Annotated in this window: 17 protein-coding genes; 13 read left to right on the top strand and 4 right to left on the bottom strand. The window is 74.9% G+C overall.

Annotated features, from left to right (window positions below; translation table 11 throughout):
- Positions 1-9: 9 nt before the first annotated feature.
- Complete coding sequence (locus tag RND61_RS17235; RefSeq protein WP_315878856.1) at positions 10-537, bottom strand: TerD family protein; 528 nt, start codon at positions 535-537, stop codon at positions 10-12.
- Positions 538-670: 133 nt separating this feature from the next.
- Between RND61_RS17235 and RND61_RS17230 the strand changes: the two genes are divergently transcribed.
- On the top strand, positions 671-1276 hold the full coding sequence (locus RND61_RS17230; RefSeq protein ID WP_315878855.1) for a YdbC family protein: 606 nt from the start codon (positions 671-673) through the stop codon (positions 1274-1276).
- A gap of 30 nt (positions 1277-1306) precedes the next feature.
- On the opposite strand, the gene RND61_RS17225 is transcribed toward RND61_RS17230, so the two are convergent.
- On the bottom strand, positions 1307-1984 hold the full coding sequence (locus tag RND61_RS17225) for a TetR/AcrR family transcriptional regulator (RefSeq protein ID WP_315878854.1): 678 nt from the start codon (positions 1982-1984) through the stop codon (positions 1307-1309).
- A 122-nt stretch (positions 1985-2106) separates the two neighbouring features.
- On the opposite strand from RND61_RS17225, the gene RND61_RS17220 reads away from it, so the two are divergent.
- The 4 genes from RND61_RS17220 (at position 2107) to RND61_RS17205 (ending at position 6357) form a co-directional block, all read left to right on the top strand.
- Positions 2107-3717, top strand: a complete 1611-nt coding sequence (locus RND61_RS17220) for an ABC-F family ATP-binding cassette domain-containing protein (protein ID WP_315878853.1) — start codon at positions 2107-2109, stop codon at positions 3715-3717.
- Between the two features lie 41 nt (positions 3718-3758).
- Positions 3759-4670 carry an ADP-ribosylglycohydrolase family protein gene (locus RND61_RS17215; RefSeq protein ID WP_315878852.1) on the top strand — a complete coding sequence of 304 codons (912 nt, stop codon included), beginning with the start codon at positions 3759-3761 and terminating at the stop codon, positions 4668-4670.
- A 252-nt stretch (positions 4671-4922) separates the two neighbouring features.
- Entirely contained in the window at positions 4923-5633 is a 711-nt protein-coding gene (locus RND61_RS17210) for a ribonuclease HII (RefSeq protein WP_315878851.1), read from the top strand.
- Positions 5634-5724: 91 nt separating this feature from the next.
- The gene (locus RND61_RS17205; RefSeq protein WP_315878850.1) at positions 5725-6357 is read left to right on the top strand and encodes a hypothetical protein; all 633 of its coding nucleotides are present in this window, start codon (positions 5725-5727) and stop codon (positions 6355-6357) included.
- 73 nt (positions 6358-6430) lie between these two features.
- On the opposite strand, the gene RND61_RS17200 is transcribed toward RND61_RS17205, so the two are convergent.
- Positions 6431-7060, bottom strand: a complete 630-nt coding sequence (locus tag RND61_RS17200; RefSeq protein WP_315878849.1) for a hypothetical protein — start codon at positions 7058-7060, stop codon at positions 6431-6433.
- Between the two features lie 783 nt (positions 7061-7843).
- Here RND61_RS17200 and RND61_RS17195 point away from each other — a divergent pair.
- The 8 genes from RND61_RS17195 to RND61_RS17160 all read left to right on the top strand — a co-directional run bounded on the left by RND61_RS17195 (position 7844) and on the right by RND61_RS17160 (position 21359).
- Positions 7844-10003: a RecQ family ATP-dependent DNA helicase gene (locus tag RND61_RS17195; protein ID WP_315878869.1), complete on the top strand. Its 2160-nt coding sequence runs from the start codon at positions 7844-7846 to the stop codon at positions 10001-10003.
- Between the two features lie 604 nt (positions 10004-10607).
- Positions 10608-12050, top strand: a complete 1443-nt coding sequence (locus RND61_RS17190) for a DUF4192 domain-containing protein (RefSeq protein WP_315878848.1) — start codon at positions 10608-10610, stop codon at positions 12048-12050.
- A 115-nt stretch (positions 12051-12165) separates the two neighbouring features.
- Positions 12166-14232: a glycogen debranching N-terminal domain-containing protein gene (locus RND61_RS17185; protein ID WP_315878847.1), complete on the top strand. Its 2067-nt coding sequence runs from the start codon at positions 12166-12168 to the stop codon at positions 14230-14232.
- 133 nt (positions 14233-14365) lie between these two features.
- On the top strand, positions 14366-15133 hold the full coding sequence (locus tag RND61_RS17180; RefSeq protein WP_315878846.1) for an NUDIX hydrolase: 768 nt from the start codon (positions 14366-14368) through the stop codon (positions 15131-15133).
- Between the two features lie 134 nt (positions 15134-15267).
- A complete protein-coding gene (locus RND61_RS17175; RefSeq protein ID WP_315878845.1) occupies positions 15268-17220 on the top strand; it encodes an ATP-binding cassette domain-containing protein in 1953 nt (650 codons plus the stop codon).
- Positions 17221-17390: 170 nt separating this feature from the next.
- On the top strand, positions 17391-18278 hold the full coding sequence (locus RND61_RS17170; RefSeq protein ID WP_315878844.1) for a FadR/GntR family transcriptional regulator: 888 nt from the start codon (positions 17391-17393) through the stop codon (positions 18276-18278).
- 546 nt (positions 18279-18824) lie between these two features.
- Positions 18825-20378, top strand: coding sequence for an RNA polymerase sigma factor (locus tag RND61_RS17165; protein WP_315878843.1), 1554 nt, complete (start codon positions 18825-18827; stop codon positions 20376-20378).
- A gap of 150 nt (positions 20379-20528) precedes the next feature.
- Positions 20529-21359 carry a S1 family serine peptidase gene (locus RND61_RS17160; protein ID WP_315878842.1) on the top strand — a complete coding sequence of 277 codons (831 nt, stop codon included), beginning with the start codon at positions 20529-20531 and terminating at the stop codon, positions 21357-21359.
- Positions 21360-21604: 245 nt separating this feature from the next.
- Here the strand turns inward: RND61_RS17160 and RND61_RS17155 are convergent, their stop codons facing one another.
- Positions 21605-21835: a DUF7455 domain-containing protein gene (locus RND61_RS17155; RefSeq protein ID WP_023586158.1), complete on the bottom strand. Its 231-nt coding sequence runs from the start codon at positions 21833-21835 to the stop codon at positions 21605-21607.
- Positions 21836-21996: the final 161 nt, after the last annotated feature.

Raw genomic sequence — 21996 nt, 5'->3', positions numbered from 1 at the left:
CCCGGTCCCTTACCGGGGGGTGCCCATCAGGCGGGTGAAGGCGTCCGGGTCGGAGTCGAAGCCGTGGACGGCGGGCCTATACGTCCAGGTGCTCGGAGTCTCGCGGGTGAACTCCACGACGGTCGCCGAGGTGGCGTCCCGCACGGCGGTGAAGTCGTCGCGGAACAGCTCGTCGTAGCCCTCCTTGACGATCACGCCGGTGTTCGCCACGTCGCCGAAGGTGACCCGGCCGCCGCCCTGCTGGATGGCGACGCCCACCACTACGCGCGCGTAGGTGGGGGCGAGCCGGTCGAGCTCCAGCGTCATGGACTCGTCGATGCCCAGGCCCTGCCCCGTACGGCTGTCCCTGTTCAGCGTGATCGTGCCGTCCGGCGAACGGCTGTCGAAGTGGACCAGGTACGCCGGTGCGCCGGTCGGGTCCTGGGCGCCGTAGACGGCGGCGATGATGTCGAGGTCGTGGACCGGGCCGCCGCCGGTGCTCGGGTCCCACCTGAGGGCCACTTCGACCTTCTCGACACCCTTGTTGAGACTGCTCACAGCTTCCCCCTCTCCGGGTACCGGTGCCGCGGAGGGGCAACTCCCCTCCGCGCCGGATCCGTTGTCCATGGTGTCACGGAGCGTCAGTGGAGAATGCCATATGGGCCGGTTCCCCGCGCCGTACGATGGCGCGGTGCTGGTCAAGTGGACTCGCTGCACCGTGGTGGACCGTCGGGGGTTCGAGCGGGGGCAGCGGAAGTGGGCGGGACTGCTGGGGGAACCCGGCTTCCGGGGGCAGGGCGGCGGATGGAGCCGGCTGCGCCCCGGTGTGGCCCACGTCTTCTCCTTCTGGGAGAGCCGGCCCTTCTACGACTCCTTCATGGCGCGGTCGCACGGCAGGCTGGCCGCCGCGCAGTCCGGCACCTTCAAGGACGCCCGGGTCAAGCTGTTCGACTACCGCTTCGACGTGAAGACCGGCTTCGAGCCGCGCTTCACCGACGCCGACGTCGTACGGGTCGCGCACAGCCGCATCCGCGAGGACCGGGTCGAGCACTACGCCCTGATGCAGGAGAAGGTGTGGAACCCCGCGATGGCCGGGTCCCCCGGCATGCTGCGCGGCCTGTTCGGGGAGGCCCCGGGCAACGAGTTCCTGGTCCTGTCGATGTGGCGGTCGGCGGCCGAGCACGGCAAGTACCGGGCCGAGCGGGTGGAGCGGCTCGCCCTGCGCGCCCAACTGGCGACGGACGTCGTCGCCCTGACCGGGGACGTCGTGGACCTCGACGCGGCCTGGACGGTGTGAGCGGGCCGGCGCCGCGGCGCGCGCCGGGCGTCAGCGGCCGGCGGCGGGGGAGGCGGCGGCGGGGGAGGCCGTGCCCGCCGCCGTGCCCGTGTCGGCTTCCGTCGTGAACGCCCCCGCCCGCACCGCCGCGACGGCCGCCGCGGCCGCCTGGTCGGCCAGCGCCGCGTCGACCGGCTCCCGCGTGACGAACAGCCGGAGGAACAGCGGCGCCGACACGGCGCGCACCACCGCGCCCGCGTCCGTGCCGGCCGGTGCCTCGCCGCGTGCCACCGCGCGCTCGACGACGGCCTCGCAGCGCGCGAACCGCTCCGCGTAGAAGGCCCGCAGCGCGTCGGCCGCGCGCTCCGACTGGAACGCCGCCGCGACGAAGGCCGTGGGCGCCGCGGCCGCCGCGGGGTCGGCGAACGAGTCGCGCACCTCGCGCGCGAGGGCCCGCAGGTCGCCCTCCAGCGTCCCCGTGTCCGGCGGCGCCCAGCCGTCCTCGCCCGCGAGGTCCAGGGCGTCCGCCACCAGCCCTTCGACCCCGCCCCACCTGCGGTACAGCGTCGTCTTGTGCACGCCCGACCGCTCGGCCACGTACTCGACGGTGAGGCCCGGGTAGCCGTGCTCGGTCAGGCCCGTCAGCACGGCGTCGCGCACGGCCGCGCGGGTCCGCGCCGTACGGCCGCCGGGGCGGCGGGTGCCGGGTGGGGGAGTCCGCTGCTCCATGTCGCCAACCAATCGCCACTTCCGTTGCGTTAGACAGGGTGAGTGTGTCACACTCTCGGTAACGCGACAAGAGTTGTGTTAATCCCTGCTCGTCCTCCGTCCGCCGGTCATGGAGGTGGCCTTTGCCCACGCAGATCTCCCTTCACCACGTGACCAGGTCCCGCGGCGAGCGACTGCTGCTCGACGACGTCTCCCTCACCGTGCGCCCCGGCGAGCGGGTCGGCATCGTCGGGGAGAACGGCGCGGGCAAGTCGACGCTGCTGCACCTCCTGGCCGGTGCGGAGGCCCCCGACGACGGCGAGGTGATCACCGTCGCCGAGGGCGGCGCCGGCCTGCTCACCCAGACCCCCCGGCTTCCGCCGGACCGCACGGTCGGGGAGGCCGTCGACGCGGCCCTGCGCGAACTGCGGGCCATGGAGTCACGCCTCCGCGACCTCGAAGCGGCCCTCGGCGACGCGGACGATACCGTCCTCACCGCGTACGGCGAGCTGCTCACCGCGTACGAACTGCGCGGCGGGTACGAGGCGGACGCCCGGATCGACAAGGCCCTGCACGGCGTCGGCCTGGCCGGTGTCGGCCGGGACCGGCTCCTCGGCAGCCTCTCCGGCGGCGAGCAGGCCCGCCTGGGCCTCGCCTGCCTGATCGCCGCCGCGCCCGAGGTGATGCTGCTCGACGAGCCCACCAACCACCTGGACGAGAAGGCCCTCTCCTGGCTGGAGGACGCCCTCCTCGCGCACCGCGGCACGGTCGTCGCCGTGTCCCACGACCGGACCTTCCTGGAACGCGTCGCCACCACCGTGCTCGACGTGGACGCCGACCGCCGCACCGTCGTGCGCCACGGCAACGGCTACGCCGGCTACCGGGAGGAGCGCGCCGCCGCCCGCCGCCGCTGGGAGCAGGCGTACGCCGACTGGCGCGACGAGACCGCCCGGCTGGAGGCGTACGCCGCCACCACCGCCCACGGCGTCGCCGCCGGCCGCGCGATCAGGGACAACAACAAGATGGCCTACGACCGCGCGGCCGGACGCGTCCAGGCGTCGGTCTCCGGACGCGTCCGCGCCGCGCGCGAACGGCTGCGCCGCCTCCACGAGGACCCCGTGCCACCGCCCCCGCGGCCCCTCGCCTTCACCGCCCGGCCCCTCACCGGCACGGTCGACGGCGACCTGGTGACCCTCGTGGACGTACGCGTGGGAGACCGGCTCGCCGTCGACCGCCTCACCGTCGCGGCGGGGGAGAAGCTGCTGGTCCACGGCGACAACGGCGCCGGGAAGACCACCCTGCTCCGCGTCATGGCCGGACTGCTCACCCCGGACAGCGGCTCCGTCACCCGGCGCGGCGCCATCGGGTTCCTCGCCCAGGAGATACCCGTCAGCCGCCCGGCGGAGCGGCTGCGCACCGCGTTCGGCCGCGGCCTGGCGGGCACCGAGGACGAGAAGGAGGGGCTCCTCCTGTCGTACGGACTGTTCCGCCCCCGGGACCTCGACACGCCCGTGGGCTCCCTCTCCGCCGGACAGCGCCGCCGCCTCGCCCTCGCCCGGCTCCTCGCCCGTCCCGCCGATCTGCTGCTCCTCGACGAACCCGCCAACCACCTCGCGCCCGACCTGGTGGAGGAGGTGGAGGAGGCCCTCGACCGCTGGACCGGCGCCCTCGTCGTCGTCTCCCACGACCGGCTGCTCCGCCGCCGCTTCACCGGCCGCACCCGGCGGCTGGAGGCCGGACGCCTCGTCCGCTGAGCCCGGAGCGGAGAGGCACCACCGGATAGAGTGGCCGGGCGATGACCGCTGACTTCTCTCCCGACCGGCGCTTCGAACGCGCTCTCGCCAGCCTCCGCGGACTGGCCGTGGGGGACGCCCTGGGCTCCCAGTTCTTCGTCCCCGCCCACTACCCCCTGCTGAAGCGGTGCGAGCTGCCGCCCGACCCCTGGCGGTGGACCGACGACACGGAGATGGCCTGCTCCGTCCTGGCCGTCCTCGCCGGACACGGCCGTATCGACCAGGACGCGCTCGCCCGGTCCTTCGCGGTGCACCACGACTTCGACCGGGGCTACGGTCCCGCCGTCAACCGCATGCTCCGGCTGGTCAGGGAGGGCGGCGACTGGCGCGAACTCGCCGCGGACCTCTTCCAGGGCCAGGGCTCGTGGGGCAACGGCGCGGCCATGCGGATCGCACCCCTCGGGGCCTGGTACGCCGACGACCCCGAACAGGCCACCCACCAGGCGGAGATCTCCTCCTACACCACGCACCAGCACCGGGAGGCGGTCGTCGGCTGCATGGCGGTCGCGGCGGCCGCCGCACTCGCCGCGGCGCCGCAGGGACCGCCCAAGGCCACCGACTTCCTCGACGCCGTCGTCGCCCTGGTGCCGCGCAGCGCCGTCGGCGCCGGACTGCGGCGCGCCCGCGACATGCTCGACTACGACGACACGCAGACGGTCGCCGCCGTCCTCGGCTGCGGCCGGCGGACCAGCGCCCACGACACCGTGCCGTTCGCCCTGTGGTCCGCGGCCCGCTCCCTCGACGACTACGAGCGGGCCTTCTGGACGACCGCGCAGGCCGGCGGTGACGTCGACACGACGTGCGCCATCGTCGGCGGTGTGGTCGCCGCCACATCGGCCGGCGCGCCGCCCGCCGACTGGCTGGCCCGCACCGAGGACCTCCCCGACTGGATGCCGACCGGTCCCGGCTACTGACGCCCCGCCCCGCGCCCGCGCGCACCGCCCGCCCCACCCGTTCCCGCCCAGGTCAGACGGCCGCCCGGCGGCTTCCCCGGCGCGCCCGTGGCGGTGCCGGGAAGACGGCGGCGAGCCCCGCCCCGCCGCCGTCCCGCCACCGTCGCGCCCTCCACCGCCCCGGTCCGCCGGGCCGTCCCCGGGAGGAGGAGCGCACCGGATGCCCCTCCGGGTGTCGCGGGAGGGGACGGGCGGCGTAACCTGTCAGGCGCCATGCCGTACGAACCACCCACACACACCGTCGAGCGCTCGATCCGAGCGACAACCGGCGCCAAGGTCATCGCCGGAGTCGACGAAGTCGGCCGCGGTGCGTGGGCGGGGCCCGTCACGGTCTGTGCCGCCGTCACCGGACTGCGCCGGCCCCCGGCCGGACTCACCGACTCCAAGCTCATCACCCCCAGGCGCCGGGCCGAGTTGGCCGCGGAGTTGGAACGGTGGGTCACGGCCCACGCCCTGGGACACGCCTCGCCCGAGGAGATCGACGAGCACGGGATGACGGCGGCGCTGCGGCTGGCCGCCGTACGCGCGCTGGACGCGCTCCCGGTGCGTCCCGACGCGGTCATCCTCGACGGCAAGCACGACTACCTGGGAGACCCCTGGCAGGTCCGTACGGTGATCAAGGGCGACCGGTCCTGTGTCGCCGTGGCGGCGGCGTCGGTGATCGCCAAGGTGCGACGGGACGCGATGATGGCCGAACTGGAGTCGCAGGACGACACGTATGCGCCGTTCGCGTTCGCGGCCAACGCGGGTTACCCCTCGCCGGTGCACAGGGCCGCGCTCGCCGAGCTGGGTCCCACCCCGCACCACCGCATGACCTGGGCGTACCTGGATGCGCTGCCCCGGTGGCGGCACTTGAGGAAGGTCCGTGTGCCCGCGGAGACGACCGAACTGGAAGGCGGGGGCCAGCTCGGCTTCGACTTCTGACCGGTCACCAGGTGCGCGGCCGTACCGCCGGACCGCGCATACCAGCCACCCGCCGATGCCACTCGCACCGGCGTTTGATAAACATCCGATTATGCCTCTCACCCCCGAGGAGCCTCAGATTCACGAGAGTGCCCAGGGTCCCCGCGCCACGCCGGCCGCAGGCCGCCCCGCGCCGACCCCCAGACCCGTACCCGGCCCGCGTACCGCGGCCTCACCCCGCCCCGGTCGTCCGGGTGCCGGACCGGTCAGGCCCACGCCGCCGGTGCCGCGCCCGCACACCGCGGGCGGACAGCCGGCCCGCCGGCCGGAGAATCGTTCCGGGGGGTCCCGGAACGAACCTCAGGTCCAGCTGATCCCGGCTCCGCCGGCCGGTGCCCTCGACGCCGCCGAGGAGGCGGTCGACCTCCTGCTGGAGAACGGCCGCGCCCCCGGCGACATCCTGGTGCTCACCACCGGTGAGAAGCACCCGTGGGCGGCGCACGAGCTGTCGTTCGGCGAGGCCTCCTACTGGGCCCAGCACGACGCCGGTGACGACGTGTTCTTCGCCGACGCCTCCGCCGTGGACCGCGCTTCGGCCCGGCCCGTGGTGGTCGTCGCGGTCAACGGCGGCGACGACGCCGCCACCGCCCGGGCCCTGCCCGCCGCGATGAACCGCGCCGGTGCGCTGCTCATCGTCTGCGGCGATCCGAAGCGGATCAACACCGTGCTCGGCACCGCCCTCTGACGGAGGCTCACTCCACGGCCGGACGGCACCGCCGTCCGGCCCGGTGAGCCCCCGTCCGGGTCGGTGTGGGAGGCTAGCGTGCCGCCGTCCGGCGCAGGGCCTCGGCGGCACCGCTCGCCCTGCGCGGCGCGGACGGCCCCTCGTCCGCGCCGGCGTCCGACAGGTCGGTCGGCGGCGACGCCGCGTGCGGGCTCCGGCCTCCGCGGCCCTCGCCCAGCACCTGCCAGCCGTCGCCGGTCAGGGTGATGTACGCGCCGCAGCGGAGCCCGTGGAGCGTGCAGGCGTCCCGCAGGCCCCACATCCACGCCCCGTCCTCCTCCGTCCAGCGCGCGTCGCCCTCCCGGCAGTAGAGCAGGACGGCCGTACGCACCGGGGTGCGGCGCCGCAGATCGTGCGGGATCACCCGGCGCAGGTGCGCGAGCAGCGCGTTGCGGAAGTCCCACCCGTCCGCCGGCAGCGGCCCCGGCGTGAACGAAGCGCTGGCGATGAGCCGTTCCTCGTGGTCGAGGACGGCGACCACGGCGCTCCCCGGCCGCGGCCGGTGACGGGCGTGCAGTCCCGTGACGACGTCACGGGGGTTGCGCAGCAAGGGAATCCCGGCCGCCGCCCACTCGGCGGGCTCGAGCATACGGGCGAGACGGCTGGCGGAACCGGCCGGCGAGGTCAGCGAACTGGCTGCGGACGGAGCGAATCCGAAGGTCACGGTCCTCCCTTCGCATACGCGCCCACAGAGCGGGCAGGGGTCGGGTGAGGGCCCGCCGCGGCACGGCCCTCCCGGACCGCGAACGGACCGTGCAGGGGCGGATCCCAATTCTCGCTGGCCGCACGGGTGGGCGGCAACGAGCAATTGCGGCGCCTGCCGGGTATGGGATGTTATGACCCACAATTCCCGGCCGTGACGCTCCTTCCCACCGTCACGGGTCGGCCCGTGACCGCGAGGACCAGCGGAAACACCTCCGCCGTTCCCGCCGGGCGGGGCGACCGCGCCGGCCACGGACGGTGTCCGGCCGCTGCCGGAGGAACCGTCGACCGGAGCAGCCGCGGGGCCCCCGGCGGCAGCCGACCGGCGGGTCCGGGCGGAACCACCGACGCCCCGCGCGCACCAGGGGCACGCCGCGCGCCGCCGACCCGGGAGGTCCCACCCCCCAGCCCCCCAGACCCTCCGTCCGTTCCGCCCCTCCGCATCGAGGGCCCCGCCCGCCGCCCCGGCCCGGACGTGCCGCCGCCCGACCGGAGGCTCCGGCGCGGGCGGCCCCCGGCCGTGGACGCCCCGGTCGCCCGGCCGCTCGGGCCGCACGACGGGAAAGGCGTACGCACTCCCCGCAGAAACAGACCCTGACCTGCGCGGACGTCATGATCGCGAGTGATCGCGGCCGGGCACTCCGCCCTGGTCGCGATCGGCGTGAGGCCAGGGCGCCCTTCCGCGATCCGACCGTCACACCGGGTGAAGTGGCCGTTCGTCCTCGCCATCGGGTTGCATGGGGGCATGGACAACCTGGAGCTCCGCACCGAAGCCGACGCCATCCTCGCCGAGCTCGTCGGTGATCCGGGGGGTTCGGCGCGGTTGCGGGAGGACCAGTGGCAGGCGGTGGCGGCCCTGGTGGAGGAGCGCCGGCGCGCGCTGGTGGTGCAGCGCACCGGGTGGGGCAAGTCGGCGGTGTACTTCGTCGCCACCGCCCTGCTGCGCCGGCGCGGCTCCGGCCCGACGGTGATCGTCTCGCCGCTGCTGGCGCTGATGCGCAACCAGGTCGAGTCGGCGGCGCGGGCCGGTATCCGGGCGCGCACCATCAACTCGGCCAACCCGGAGGAGTGGGACACGATCCACGAGGAGGTCGAGCGCGGCGAGACCGACGTCCTCCTCGTCAGTCCGGAGCGCCTCAACTCCGTGGACTTCCGCGAGCAGATGCTGCCCAAGCTCGCGGCCACGACCGGCCTGCTGGTGGTCGACGAGGCGCACTGCATCTCCGACTGGGGCCACGACTTCCGCCCCGACTACCGCCGGCTGCGGGCGATGCTCGCCGAGCTGGCGCCCGGCGTGCCGGTGCTGGCCACCACCGCGACCGCCAACGCGCGGGTCACCGCCGACGTGGCCGAGCAGTTGGGCACCGGCGCCGGCGAGGCCCTGGTGCTGCGCGGCCCGCTGGAGAGGGAGAGCCTGCGGCTGGGCGTGGTGCGGCTGCCGGACGCCGCGCACCGCCTGGCCTGGCTCGCCGAGCACCTGGACGAGCTGCCGGGCTCCGGGATCGTCTACGCCCTCACGGTCGCCGCCGCCGAGGAGGGCACCGCCTTCCTGCGGCAGCGCGGCTTCGCGGTGGCCTCCTACACGGGACGCACGGAGAACGCCGACCGGCTGCAGGCCGAGGCCGACCTGCTGGAGAACCGGGTCAAGGCGCTGGTGGCGACCTCGGCGCTCGGGATGGGCTTCGACAAGCCGGACCTGGGCTTCGTGGTGCACCTCGGCTCGCCGTCCTCGCCGATCGCCTACTACCAGCAGGTGGGACGTGCGGGGCGCGGGGTGGCCCACGCCGACGTGCTGCTGCTGCCGGGCAAGGAGGACGAGGCCATCTGGCGTTACTTCGCCGACACCGCCTTCCCTCCCGAGGCGCAGGTCCGCCAGACCCTCGCCGCCCTCGCCGACGCGGGACGGCCGCTGTCCGTACCGGCCCTGGAAGCGGCGGTCGACCTCCGGCGCACCCGCCTGGAGACCATGCTCAAGGTGCTCGACGTGGACGGCGCGGTCAAGCGGGTGAAGGGCGGCTGGATCTCCACCGGCGAACCGTGGGTCTACGACTCCGAGCGGTACGCCCGGGTCGCTCGGCAGCGGGCCGCCGAGCAGCAGGCCATGCGCGACTACGTGAGCACGGACCGGTGCCGGATGGAGTTCCTGCGCCGGCAGCTGGACGACGAGGAGGCGGCCCCGTGCGGCCGCTGCGACAACTGCGCGGGCGCCTGGGCCGACCCCTCCGTCTCGGCGGAGACGTTGACGGGCGCGGTGAAGGAGCTGGACCGCCCGGGGGTGGAGGTCGAGCCGCGCCGCATGTGGCCGACGGGGATGCCCGCGCTGGGCGTCGACCTCAAGGGGCGCATCCCGGCCAAGGAGCAGTGCTCCACCGGGCGCGCCCTGGGACGGCTCTCGGACATCGGCTGGGGCAACCGGCTGCGCCCGCTGCTGGCCGAGAACGCGCCCGACGGGCCGGTCCCCGACGACGTCCTGCGGGCCGCGGTGGCGGTCCTCGCCGACTGGGCCCGCTCCCCGGGCGGCTGGGCGCCGAACGTCCCGGACGCCTCCGCCCGGCCGGTCGGAGTCGTCGCCGTACCGTCCCTGACCCGCCCGCAGCTGGTCGGTACCCTCGCCCGGGGCATCGCGGAGGTCGGCCGCCTCCCCTACCTGGGCGCCCTGGCGTACACCGGGCCGGACGGCGCGCACGCGGCACGCCGCAGCAACTCCGCCCAGCGCCTCAGGGCGCTGTCCGGCGCCTTCGCCGTCCCCGAGGACCTGGCCGCCGCCCTGGCCCGCACTCCCGGCCCCGTCCTGCTCGTCGACGACCACACCGACTCCGGCTGGACCCTCGCGGTCGCCGCCCGCCTCCTCCGCCGGGCGGGCAGCGACCAGGTCCTCCCGCTGGTCCTCGCCACGACGGGCTGAACCCCTCCGCCCCCGCGTGCGACCGCTCGCCGTCCCGGCGGCGGCCTCGTGCGGCCCTCCCGCGGGCCCCGCCGCGGGGCGTTCCGTGCTCGGCTCAGCAGGGGCGCGGAACGGGCCGGACGGGCGCGCGCCGTCGCGCTCGGGGACGGCCGACGACGCTCAGGACCGTCCGGCGACGTCACGGGACGATCGGAGACGCTACGGGGCGAGCGGATCACGGCCCCCGGTTCGCGCCCCGAGCCCGCGTCCAGGACGGGTACCGCCCGCCACGCGCTCCGGCTTGCCGGGTCCTCGGGCGCGTGCGCGACGACGACGTGGCGGTGGGGTGCCATGACCAGCCACCTGTCGGGGAGGGCGGCCACGTAGGCCCGGTGCGCGGACCGGGGGACACGCCGTCGCCCCGAGGGGGTAGGCCACCAGCCGTGGAGGCTCCGGGTCCTCGGCCAGGAACACCGCCGCGGCCCGCGGGTCCCGGTCGTTCGTGTGCTTCATACCCCACAGGGAACAACAGGGCACCGACAACGGGCGAACGGGCCGCCGCACCTGTGGACAACGGTTATCCACAGGGGTCGACGGATCGGCGGGAGGGCGGGACCGTCGAGCCATGAACGCACACAACGACCCCACCGGTCCCCAGAGCGCCTCCGCGTCCGGCGGCGCGCTGCCCGTCAGCACCACGGGGTTCACCGACGAACCCCGGATCACCCTGCGCGGCCCCGCCGAACTGGCCGACGCGCTTCCCTACACACTCGGCTTCCATCCGACCGACTCCGTGGTCCTGCTCGCCCTGCACGGCGAGCGCGGCCGCTTCGGCGGGCGGCTCAGGCTGGGCATCCCGAGCTCGCCCCGCGAATGGGCGCCCGTCGCCGAGCAGCTCGCCGAGTGCCTCGTCGAGGGGTGCGAGCGACGCGGCGCCCGCCCGGACGGCGTCGTCGTCTTCCTCTGCCAGGACCCCGCCGAGGGCGAGAGCGGCAGAAGGGTGATGGAGCGGCTGCGGCCCTTCGCCCAGAAGCTGCGCACGGCGTGCGGAGCCCTCGACGTCCCCGTGTACGAGGCGCTGTGCCTCTCCGACGGCAGGTTCTGGTCGTACTGCTGCCCCGACAGCGACTGCTGCCCGCCCGACGGCACAGCCCTCGCCCCGCCCGGCACCTCGGTCATGGCGGCGGCCGCCGCCTACGCCGGCATCCACGTCCGCGGCTCGCTGCGCGACATGGAGGCCAGGCTCAGGCCCCGCACGGCCCGCGCCACCGTGGCCGAGCAGGAGCGCGCACTGGACACCGCCAGCGCCGCACTCGTCCGCCGCATCCTCGATACCGAGGCGCGCAAGGACGTACGGGACGACACGATCCGGCTGGCGCGGCGGCTCGTCGACCGGCTCGCCGAGCATCCGCCCCTCGCCGACCAGGACACCTCGGACACCAGGGACGACGCGCTGATCACCCACGAGGAGGCCGCCGAACTGATCGTCGGCCTGCAGGACCGCCGCACCCGGGACCGCGCCGCCGAGTGGATGGAAGGTTCCGAGGCGGACCACGCGCTCCGCCTCTGGCGCGCCCTGGCCCGCCGCTGCGTCGGCGTCTACGGCGAACACGCCGCCGCGCCCCTCACCCTCGCCGGATGGGTCTCCTGGTCGACCGCCGACGAGCCCGCCGCCCGTGTCGCGTTGGGCCTGGCGCTCGAAGCCGACCCCGAGTACGTCTTCGCCCGGCTGCTGCACCAGGCGTGCAACGAGCAACTGGACCCGGAGACGCTCCGCGAGTGCCTGCGCGGCGAGCGCGACGCCCGTACGAAGGCCGAGGCCCGGCGCGGGTCCGGTACGCGGCCGGCCGGGCGGGGAACGGGAGCGCGCGGGGTACGGCGCCGGCTGCGCGCCCGGGTCGGCAGGCCCCGGGGCACCGCTCAGGGCGCCCCGGCCACGGGCCCCGGCCCCGGCACCGGGACGCGCGCGGACCGGCGCACCGGCCTCCGAGAGCCGTGCGGCACGCGTGAGGGCGGCCCGTCCGGCGCCGCGGAAGCGGACGGGAGCGATCGGGGGAGTGCCCGATGACAGCCGTGACCCCCGCCCCGGTACGGCCGTTCACGAGGGTGGCGGAGTCGCCCGACCCGTGCCGCCGTACCTCCAGCGGCTGTCCGGAGCGCACAGAAGGCTCAGCAGACGACCCATGGACCCCACCGTCCCCACCCCGGCCTCCCACCAGGCCGCGTCCGCACCCGGCCGGGCCCCCCGGGAGCGGACTCGGCACCCCTCCGCCGCCGGCCACGTCCCCCCGCCCGGCGGACGCCCCGGCGAACTGCCGCCCGTGCACCACGCCCTCGTCTGCGTCGCCCTCCCCGGACTGGCCGTCTCGGCCGGACACGGCCAGCTCACCGGGCAGGGCCTGGAAGGCGTCTACCAGTCCGGGCGCCGTCTGCTCTCCCGCTGCCGGCTACGGGTCTTCGGCCACGACCCGCTCACGGTCCAGGGCCGGCTCGCCTCGGCCGGCCGGGCCCGGTTCGTCGCCGTCGTCCGCACCCCGGCCGACCCCGGCCCCGACCCGGGTGTCGCCGTCGAACGCTCACGGGACGCCGACGGCTCCGAACGGATCACGCTGCGCAACACGACGGCCCACCCGCTCCGCCTCCCCGTGGAGCTGTCCCTCGGCACGGACCTCGCCGCGCTCGGCGCCGTCGTCTCCGGCCGGCCCGGGCCCGAGCTCCCGGCCACCGTCCACGGCTCGGGACTCCACTGGACGGCACCCGACGGCACCCGGGCCGCCGTCACGGCCGACCCCCCGCCCCAGGACGCCCTCGCGTCGGCCGGACTCCTGCGCTGGGAGCTGGACGTCGCCCCCGGCGCCGCCCGCACCATCGCCCTGTCCGTCCGCGGGGGACGCCCCCTCAGGCCGGCGGGCCGCGCCGGTGGCCCGCACCTCCCGGACGCCCGCGCCGAAGCCGACGACCCGCGGGTCGGAAAGTTCCTCAAGACCGCCCTCGACGACCTGCGCGGCCTGCTCGTCCGCGACCCCGCACACCCGTCCGACCTCCACCTGGCGGCGGGCGTGCCGTGGCGGACGGGTCCCGCACCGGCCGAGGCCCTCTGGGCCGCCCGTATGCTCCTCCCCCTCGGGACCCGGCTCGCCGCCGACACCCTGCGCGGTGTCGCCCGCTCGCTGGAGGCCGGACCCGGAGCGGCCGGGCACGTCCCCGGGCCGCTCCGCGACGCGGGCCCCCACCTGCCGCCCGCCTGCACCGGTGTGGAGGCCACCCTCGCCTTTCCGGCCGTACTCGCCGAGGCCCGCCTCTGGGGGCTTCCCGAGCAGGACCTCGCGGCGCTGCTGCCCACCGCCGAGCGCTGCCTTGACTGGCTGCGCACCGCCGTGGACGACGAGGGGCTGGTGGCCGAACCCGGCCCCGACGGCCCCGTCCGGCGCGCCGAGACGCAGGCCCACGGCCACCGGGCCGCCCTGCTCGGTGCCGAGCTCCTGGAGGCGTGCGACCGGCCCGGCGCCGACGAGTGGCGCGACCGGGCGCGGGCCATGCGACGCCGGTTCCGGCAGGACTTCTGGCTGGACGACCCCGCGGGCGGCCGGCCCGCGGCCGCCCTCACCGCGGACGGCCGACGCCTGCCGCACCTGGGCGGTGCCATGGCATACCTGCTCGACACCGGTCTGCTCGGAGCCGGCCGCCACGCCGACGGGCTGCTCGACGAGGTGCGGGCCGAGCAGGTGGCCAGACTGCTCGGCAGCCCGGCGCTGGACACCGGCTGGGGCCTGCGCAGCCTCGGCGCCAAGGAGCCCGGGCACAATCCGTTCGGGCACCGGGCCGGGGCGGTACGCGTCCACGAGACGGCCGTCGCCGTGTCGGGGCTCGCCGCCATCGGGCGGGAGAAGGAGGCGTCCGGGCTGCTGCGCGGTCTGCTGGACGCCGCGGACGCCTTCGCGTACCGACTGCCCGAGATGTACGCGGGGGTACAGCGGACCGAGGACGGCGTTCCGGTGCCGCACCCCTCGGCGTGCCGCCCCGCCGCCGTGGCCGCGGCCGCCGCCGTCCACGTCCTCACCGCTCTCGTGGGCATCCGCCCCGACGCCCCGGCCCGCACGGTCGCGCTGCACCCGGTACGCTGCGCCCCCTTGGGGGCGGTCCGGCTCTCCGGGCTCAGCGTCGCGGGGCAGCCGTTCGCGGCGCGCGTGAGCAGGCTGGGCCTCGGCATGGTCGAGGAGGCCGCCGACGGACTTCAGTTGGGGGTGTGACCACATGCGGACCGCTGCCGGGAAGCGGGCGGAGGGACGAGCGGACGGGCGGACGGGCGGAAACGCGCCGGACGCCGAGGCCGGGGGTCGCGGCGAGCGTGTTTATCGTCAGGAAGACGACTATGATCGCGGCATGTCCCCCTACGACCCCTCGGCCTATCCGCCCTTCGCCGTGACCGTCGACCTGGTCGTCCTCACCGTGCGCCGCCACGCCCTGTGCGCACTGGTCGTCCGGCGTGGAGAGCCGCCGTTCCAGGGCCGCTGGGCGCTGCCCGGGGGATTCGTACGGGCCGACGAGGACCTCGGCGCCGCCGCGGCGCGGGAGCTGGCCGAGGAGACCGGGCTGTGCGCGCACGACCCGGGGGACCCGGCGCCCGCGCCCGGTGCCGGCGCCCATCTGGAGCAGCTCGCCACCTACGGCGACCCGGAGCGGGACCCCCGCATGCGGGTCGTCAGCGTCGCGCACCTCGCCCTCGCGCCCGACCTGCCCGCGCCCCGGCCGGGCGGCGACGCCAACAGCGTCCGCTGGGCGCCCGTCGAGGAACTGCTCAGCCCCGAGGCGGGCTTCGGCGGCGACGAGCCGCCCGTGCCGCTCGCGTTCGACCACGCGCGGATCCTCGCGGACGGCGTCGAGCGCGCCCGCTCCAAGATCGAGTACTCCTCGTTGGCCACGGCCTTCTGTCCGCCGGAGTTCACGGTCGGCGAGTTGCGGCGGGTGTACGAGGCGGTGTGGGGCGTGGCGCTCGACCCGCGCAACTTCCACCGGAAGGTGACCGGGACGCCGGGTTTCCTGGTGCCCGCAGGCGGCACCACCACCCGCCAGGGCGGCCGTCCGGCGCAGCTGTTCCGTGCGGGCGGTGCCACGCTGCTCAATCCGCCGATGCTCCGCCCCGAAGTCTGAGGCACCTCCCGCGGGCGGCACCGGGATCCGGCGCCCCGCGGCCCCCACCCTGCACGGAAAGTCCGAAATGCCGGGTTATCGTGCTGCGGTACCCGCCCTGCCGCCGAGCGGTCTCACCTACCGCGAGAGAAGCGATGCTCCAGGCAATCGGACTCACCAGTACGCCGCGCCGGAACCGCCCACCCGCCGTGGACGACCTCACCTTCGAGGCGAGGCCCGGACAGGTCACCGCCCTCCTCGGCCCCGCCGGAGCGGGCAAGACCACCGCCCTGCGCCTGATGCTCGGCCTCGAACGGGGCCGGGGCGTCACCTACTTCCGCGGCCGGCCCCTCCGCCGCGTCGCCCACCCGCCGCGCGAGGTCGGCGCCCTCCTCGGCGACGTGCCCGGGCACCCCGCGCGCACCGTGCGCGGCCAGCTCAGGATGGTCTGCGCCGTCGCGGGCGTCCCCGCATCCCGCGCCGACGACCTGATCCATACCGTCGGCCTCGAAGAGTTCGCCGACCAGCGGCTCGGCACCCTCTCCCGCGGCGTGGACCGCCGACTCGGCATCGCCGCGGCCCTGTTGGGCGACCCGCACGCGCTGGTCCTGGACGAGCCGACCGCCGGGCTCCCGCCCCACGAGGCCGCCTGGCTGTACGGCGTGCTGCGCGCCCATGCCGCCCGGGGCGGCACCGTCCTGTACACCACCGCCGACCCCAAGGCGGCCGCCCGCACCGCCGACCGCGTCGTCGCCATCCGGGCCGGGCGCCTCGTCGCCGACCAGGACGCCGCCGTCTTCGCCCGTACGCGGCTCCGCCCCCGCGTCGCCGTCCGCACCCCGCACGCCGCCCGCCTCGCCGCGCAGCTCACCCGCGAGGCCCGGGCCGCCCGCCGCTCCGTCGAGGCCGTCACCGAGCGGGGCAACCGGCTGTACGTGTACGGCAGCGACTGCGCCGAAGTCGGCGAGACCGCCTTCCGCCACGGCATCCTCCTCCACCGCCTCGCCGAGGAGACCGGCCCCGGCCCCGAGCCGGAACCCGCCACCGACCTCCAGCCCGCCGACCTCCAGCCCGCCGACCTCCAGCCCATCGGCCTCCAGCCCACTGAGCCGCACCACTCCGGGCTCCAGCCTTCCGAGTTCTGGTCCACCGGACCGCAGCTCTTCGACTCCCAGTCCACCGGACCGCAGTCCACCGGGCCCCAGCTCCCCGAACCCCGGCCCACCGAACCGCAGGCGGCCGGCGCCGGGCTCCGGGCCGCCGTCCGCGCCACCCCGGGCCACCCCACCCCCGCCCCCGCCCCCCGCGCGGCGCGGCGGCGCGGCGGGAGACGGCGCCGGGGGCCGCTGCGGCCCTTCCGCTACGAGCTGCGGCGCCTCACGGGAGTGCCCTCGACGGCGATCGCGCTCGGCGGCGCCGTCGCCTGCTCCGCCGTGCTCGCCGTCCTGCTGGGACGCCACGCCGCCACGCCGCCGCCCGTCGCCGTCGCCGCCTGGCCGGAGCTGCTGCCACTGCCGCCCGCCGCGCTCGGGGCCGGACTCGTCGGTGCCTTCTCGTTCGGCGACGAGTACCGCCATCCCGTGCTCCCCGCCTCCCCGGGTGCCACCCCCCGCCAGCTCGGCCTGGTGCTGGCCAAGCTCGTCGTCACGGCCGCCACCGCGCTGCTGCTCGCCGTCGCCGTGGCCGTCGTCGACCTGGAGGCGCTGCGGCTCGTCTACGGTGGTTCGTTGATCCCCGTTCCGGGCAACTGGCCGACTCTGTGCGTCAGTTGGATCGCCCTCGTCGTCGGATGCGCCTGGGCCGGTCTGCTGGCGGCCGGGGTGTTCCGGGCCGCCGCCGCGGGGATCGCCGCCGTCCTCGCCGTACCCGTGGTCATCGCGCCGGTCGTCGAGGACGCGCTCCTCGGCCCGGCCGTCCGCACCGTCGCCGGGCTGCCCGCCCGCCTGCGCGAAATGGCCTGGCCCCGCTGGCCCCGCGAGGCGGACCGCTGGCTCGACGGCGCCTTGCGCGTCGTGGCCCAACCCGTCGGTGTGGCGCTGGCCTTGTCCCTGGCCGTGCTCCTCTGCGCGTTTCTGTTCATGGGACTACGGCACGACACTCGCTGGTGACTGGTTGTCAACCGTGGGGCGGTGGTTGTGCGTCAATCGGTCACAAGCCCTTGGAATTTGCCCGCTTCCTTCCGATAAGGCGTCAATTGCGGTGTGGGCGCCGATCACCCTTTCGTGTGCTTTTCACCAAAGACCTCAAGAGGTTCGGAAACGGCGCCGACAAAGGATGCGTGAGTACCCTTGCGCACACCATGATGACCGCCGCCCGCGCCGCCGAGGCCGGCCTCCCCGCCCCGGGCGGTCTCGACCGCTACCCGTACGGGGAGGCCCCCACGGCCGATCGCGTCGGCCCCCCTGCCTGGGACGCCGGTGAAACGGAGTTGGGCCGGATGGGCCGCCGGTCGACGAGCAACCGCGGCCGTGGACTCCACGGCCAACTCGTCCAGCAACTCGGCCAGATGATCGTCTCCGGCGACCTCGGCGCCGACCGCCCGCTCGTCCCCGAGGAGATCGGCCAGCGCTTCGAGGTCTCCCGCACCGTCGTGCGCGAGTCCCTCCGCGTCCTGGAGGCCAAGGGCCTCGTCAGCGCGCGCCCCAACGTCGGCACGCGGGTCCGCCCGGTCAGCGACTGGAACCTCCTGGATCCCGACATCATCGAATGGCGCGCCTTCGGGCCGCAGCGCGACGACCAGCGCCGCGAGCTCGCCGAGCTCCGCTGGACCATCGAGCCCCTCGCCGCCCGCCTCGCCGCCGGCCACGGGCGCGAGGACGCCCAGCAGCGCCTCGCCGACATGGTCGAGATCATGGGCCACGCCCTGGCCCAGGGTGACGCCCTCACCTTCTCCCGCGCCGACACCGAGTTCCACTCCCTCCTCATCCAGCTCGCCGGCAACCGCATGCTGGAGCACCTCTCCGGCATCGTCTCCGCCGCGCTCCAGGTCTCCGGCGCCCCGGCGATCAGCTGTGACCGCCCCGGCGATTCCTGCCTCGCCCACCACGCCCACATCGTCGAGGCCCTCGCCACCGGCGACGGCCCCGCCGCCGAGGCCGCCATGCGGCAGCTCCTCACCATCCAGCCCGATGTGGAACGGGTCGTCCCCGCTCCGCGCGAGCACTGACCGCGGACCGTGCCCGAAGGCCGCGCGCCGTGGAGCACGGAATCCGAGGCCGTACGGAACGCGGAGGCGCCGCACCCCACCGGCGTACCCAGACCGGGGCACCCGGACCCACCGGGGCGCCCGGGCCACCGGGGCGTCCGGATCCGGTCCGGCCCCGGGACCCGGCGGCACGGCCCGACCGGCGCCGCTCAGCGATACGGTCCGGCGGCGCCGCCCGGCGGTGCGGCCCGGCGGTGCGGTCCGGGCGGCGGGGCGACGGCGGACGCGGTGGCGCGGACGCGCTTGAGATGGGAAAGTCCACCTTTGCCCCTGTTCTCACCGCTTTGAGGTGTGACCCGGGCCACGTGGATTGGGCGTAACGCTCCTCGAAGCACGGCGATGACCTAAGAGGTGACAGCCGAAGAGGGAATACAGCCGCCGTCCACGGCGCTGTGCACCTCCGAGGTTCAGCCCGCGTCGTCGGCTCATTCCCCGCCGGCGGTCGTCGGCTCCGGTCCGATCATGGGCGGGGCCGGAAGCCGTTTCCATCGTTCCGAGAGGTTGTTCGTGTCGGCCAGCACATCCCGTACGCTCCCGCCGGAGATCGCCGAGTCCGAGTCTGTGATGGCGCTCATCGAGCGGGGAAAGGCTGATGGGCAGATCGCGGGCGATGACGTGCGTCGGGCCTTCGAGGCTGACCAGATCCCGCCAACCCAGTGGAAGAATGTTCTGCGCAGCCTCAATCAGATCCTCGAGGAAGAGGGTGTGACGCTGATGGTCAGTGCAGCGGAGTCGCCGAAGCGCGCCCGCAAGAGCGTCGCAGCGAAGAGCCCGGCAAAGCGCACCGCCACCAAGACCGTCACCGCCAGGACGACCGCGACGAAGACGGCCGCGGCTTCCCCGGCGGTCCCGGCGGCCCAGAGCGCGGACGCTCCGGCCGACGAGGCCGGCGCCCCCGCCAAGAAGACCGCCGCGAAGAAGACGGCCGCGGTGAAGAAGACGGCCGCGAAGAAGACCGCGGCCAAGAAGACCACGGCCAAGAAGACGACCACCAAGAAGGACGCCGACGAGCTCCTCGAGGGCGAGGAACTGCTCGACGACGTCGCGGTCGTCAAGGGCGAGGAGGAAGAGGCCGAGGGCGAGGCCAAGGGCTTCGTCCTGTCCGACGAGGACGAGGACGACGCGCCGGCCCAGCAGGTCGCCGTCGCCGGTGCCACCGCCGACCCGGTCAAGGACTACCTGAAGCAGATCGGCAAGGTTCCCCTGCTCAACGCCGAGCAGGAGGTCGAGCTCGCCAAGCGCATCGAGGCCGGCCTGTTCGCAGAGGACAAGCTGGCGAACGCCGACAAGCTGGCCCCCAAGCTCAAGCGCGAGCTGGAGATCATCGCCGAGGACGGCCGCCGCGCCAAGAACCACCTGCTGGAGGCCAACCTCCGCCTGGTCGTCTCCCTCGCCAAGCGCTACACCGGCCGCGGCATGCTGTTCCTGGACCTGATCCAGGAGGGCAACCTCGGTCTGATCCGCGCCGTCGAGAAGTTCGACTACACCAAGGGCTACAAGTTCTCCACGTACGCCACGTGGTGGATCCGCCAGGCGATCACCCGCGCCATGGCCGACCAGGCCCGCACCATCCGCATCCCGGTGCACATGGTCGAGGTCATCAACAAGCTCGCGCGCGTCCAGCGCCAGATGCTCCAGGACCTGGGCCGCGAGCCCACCCCGGAGGAGCTGGCCAAGGAGCTCGACATGACCCCCGAGAAGGTCATCGAGGTCCAGAAGTACGGCCGCGAGCCGATCTCGCTGCACACCCCGCTCGGCGAGGACGGCGACAGCGAGTTCGGCGACCTGATCGAGGACTCCGAGGCGGTCGTGCCGGCCGACGCGGTGAGCTTCACGCTCCTGCAGGAGCAGCTGCACTCCGTCCTCGACACGCTCTCCGAGCGCGAGGCGGGCGTCGTCTCCATGCGCTTCGGCCTCACCGACGGCCAGCCGAAGACGCTGGACGAGATCGGCAAGGTCTACGGCGTGACCCGTGAGCGGATCCGCCAGATCGAGTCCAAGACCATGTCGAAGCTGCGCCACCCCTCGCGCTCGCAGGTCCTTCGGGACTACCTCGACTGAGTGAAGCTCGAACGCATTTGCCCGTATACAGCACCCCGGAGGGCCCGGTTCCATCAAAGGAGCCGGGCCCTCCGGCGTTGCGGAGATGCGGCCGATCCCCGCGTGATTGACGCTGAGTAAGCGATATGCACCCCTGAGTCAGGAGGCCGAATGCGCGGTACGCGTCATCCCATCAGCAGGAAGCGGGCGGCCCTCGTGGCCCTGGCCGCCGCGGCGGCTGTCGCGCCACTCGTCGCGCCCGCTCCGGCGGCGGCCGACAGCGGGGTCGTCGGAGGGCGGACGGCGAACGCGCCCGACACCCCGTGGGTCGTGGCGCTCTCCAGCCGTGACCGGTTCGGACGTATGCGGTCGGGCCAGTTCTGCGGGGGCGTCGCCATCGCCCCGACGAAGGTGGCGACCGCCGCGCACTGCCTGCGGGAGGACGTGCTGGGCGTACGGCCCGAGGAACTGCGGGACCTCAAGGTCATCGCCGGTCGCAGCGACCTCGGCGGGAGCGGCGGGCACGAGGTCGCCGTCAAGGAGATGTGGATCAATCCCGCGTACGACGCGGGGACCAACGCGGGCGACGCCGCCGTACTGACGCTGGCCCGGCCGCTGCCGCGCGGTTACGCGATCCCGGTGGCGCCCGCCGGCGACTCCGCGTACGCCCCGGGTACGAACGCGACCGTGTACGGGTGGGGGGACACCACGGGCATGGGGACGTACGCGGACGTGCTGCACGCCGCCGATGTGTCCGTCCTGCCCGACGAGGACTGCGCCCGCGCCTATCCGGCGGGGCTGGGCAAGCCCCGCTACCTCCCCGCCACGATGCTGTGCGCCGGCACGCGGGAAGGCGGCCGGGACGCCTGCCAGGGCGACAGCGGCGGCCCGCTGATCGCGCGGGGCAAGCTCATCGGCCTGGTGTCCTGGGGCAGCGGCTGCGGGCTGGCGGGAAGCCCCGGCGTCTACACCCGGGTCTCGGCGGTGCTTCCCCGGTCGTGACCACCACGTCGCCGCCCGTGCGCACTCCCGCCCGGCGCGGGCCCGGCCGGTGCGGTGGAGGGCGGCCGTACGACACGGGAGGCGGCCGTACGACGGAGGGCGGCACCCCGCCGTCACACGGGGTGCCGCCCTCCGTCGTACGGCTGCGCGTACGGGAAACGGCGGGCGGCCGGGACCCCGCGGTGACGGGGGCGGCCGCCCGATGGCCGGTCCTGGACCGGTTCGCTCGTCGTGGATTGCGCGTGTCAGCGGTCCTCGTCGGCTGCTCCGGCCGGCACCGTGGTGAGCCGGTCCGTCTCATCCTGTATCTCCGCGGCGATCTTCTTCAGTTCCGGCTCGAACTTGCGGCCGTGGTGGGCGCAGAAGAGCAGTTCGCCACCGCTGGTCAGCACGACGCGCAGATATGCCTGGGCGCCGCAGCGATCGCAGCGGTCGGCGGCCGTCAGCGGGCTCGCGGGGGTCAGAACAGTAGTCACGTCGCCTCTTCTCTAGCTCGACGAGCTGTCGTACCAGGGTCAACATCCAACCAGGCCGAAAACGTTCCCGCTCGCGGCTTTTCCTCGAAACTTTTTCCAAGTGGCTGTCTGCTGCCGGTTGGCGGCGAATGAGCCGTATTGCTGTGTAGCTGTGCGTTACG

This window comes from Streptomyces tamarix, from assembly GCF_032423885.1.
Lineage (GTDB): Bacteria > Actinomycetota > Actinomycetes > Streptomycetales > Streptomycetaceae > Streptomyces > Streptomyces tamarix.
Note: the sequence above shows the minus strand (reverse complement) of the source record. Positions and strands in the feature narration are given on the sequence as shown.

What these genes read in the sequence shown, in the direction of transcription:
- RND61_RS17225 (WP_315878854.1), bottom strand. Translation starts at nt 1,984, where the DNA reads ATGGAGCAGCGGACTCCCCCACCCGGCACCCGCCGCCCCGGCGGCCGT.
- RND61_RS17190 (WP_315878848.1), top strand. Translation starts at nt 10,608, where the DNA reads ATGAACGCACACAACGACCCCACCGGTCCCCAGAGCGCCTCCGCGTCC.
- RND61_RS17195 (WP_315878869.1), top strand. Translation starts at nt 7,844, where the DNA reads ATGGACAACCTGGAGCTCCGCACCGAAGCCGACGCCATCCTCGCCGAG.
- RND61_RS17185 (WP_315878847.1), top strand. Translation starts at nt 12,166, where the DNA reads ATGGACCCCACCGTCCCCACCCCGGCCTCCCACCAGGCCGCGTCCGCA.
- RND61_RS17180 (WP_315878846.1), top strand. Translation starts at nt 14,366, where the DNA reads ATGTCCCCCTACGACCCCTCGGCCTATCCGCCCTTCGCCGTGACCGTC.
- RND61_RS17210 (WP_315878851.1), top strand. Translation starts at nt 4,923, where the DNA reads ATGCCGTACGAACCACCCACACACACCGTCGAGCGCTCGATCCGAGCG.
- RND61_RS17205 (WP_315878850.1), top strand. Translation starts at nt 5,725, where the DNA reads ATGCCTCTCACCCCCGAGGAGCCTCAGATTCACGAGAGTGCCCAGGGT.
- RND61_RS17175 (WP_315878845.1), top strand. Translation starts at nt 15,268, where the DNA reads ATGCTCCAGGCAATCGGACTCACCAGTACGCCGCGCCGGAACCGCCCA.
- RND61_RS17215 (WP_315878852.1), top strand. Translation starts at nt 3,759, where the DNA reads ATGACCGCTGACTTCTCTCCCGACCGGCGCTTCGAACGCGCTCTCGCC.
- RND61_RS17160 (WP_315878842.1), top strand. Translation starts at nt 20,529, where the DNA reads ATGCGCGGTACGCGTCATCCCATCAGCAGGAAGCGGGCGGCCCTCGTG.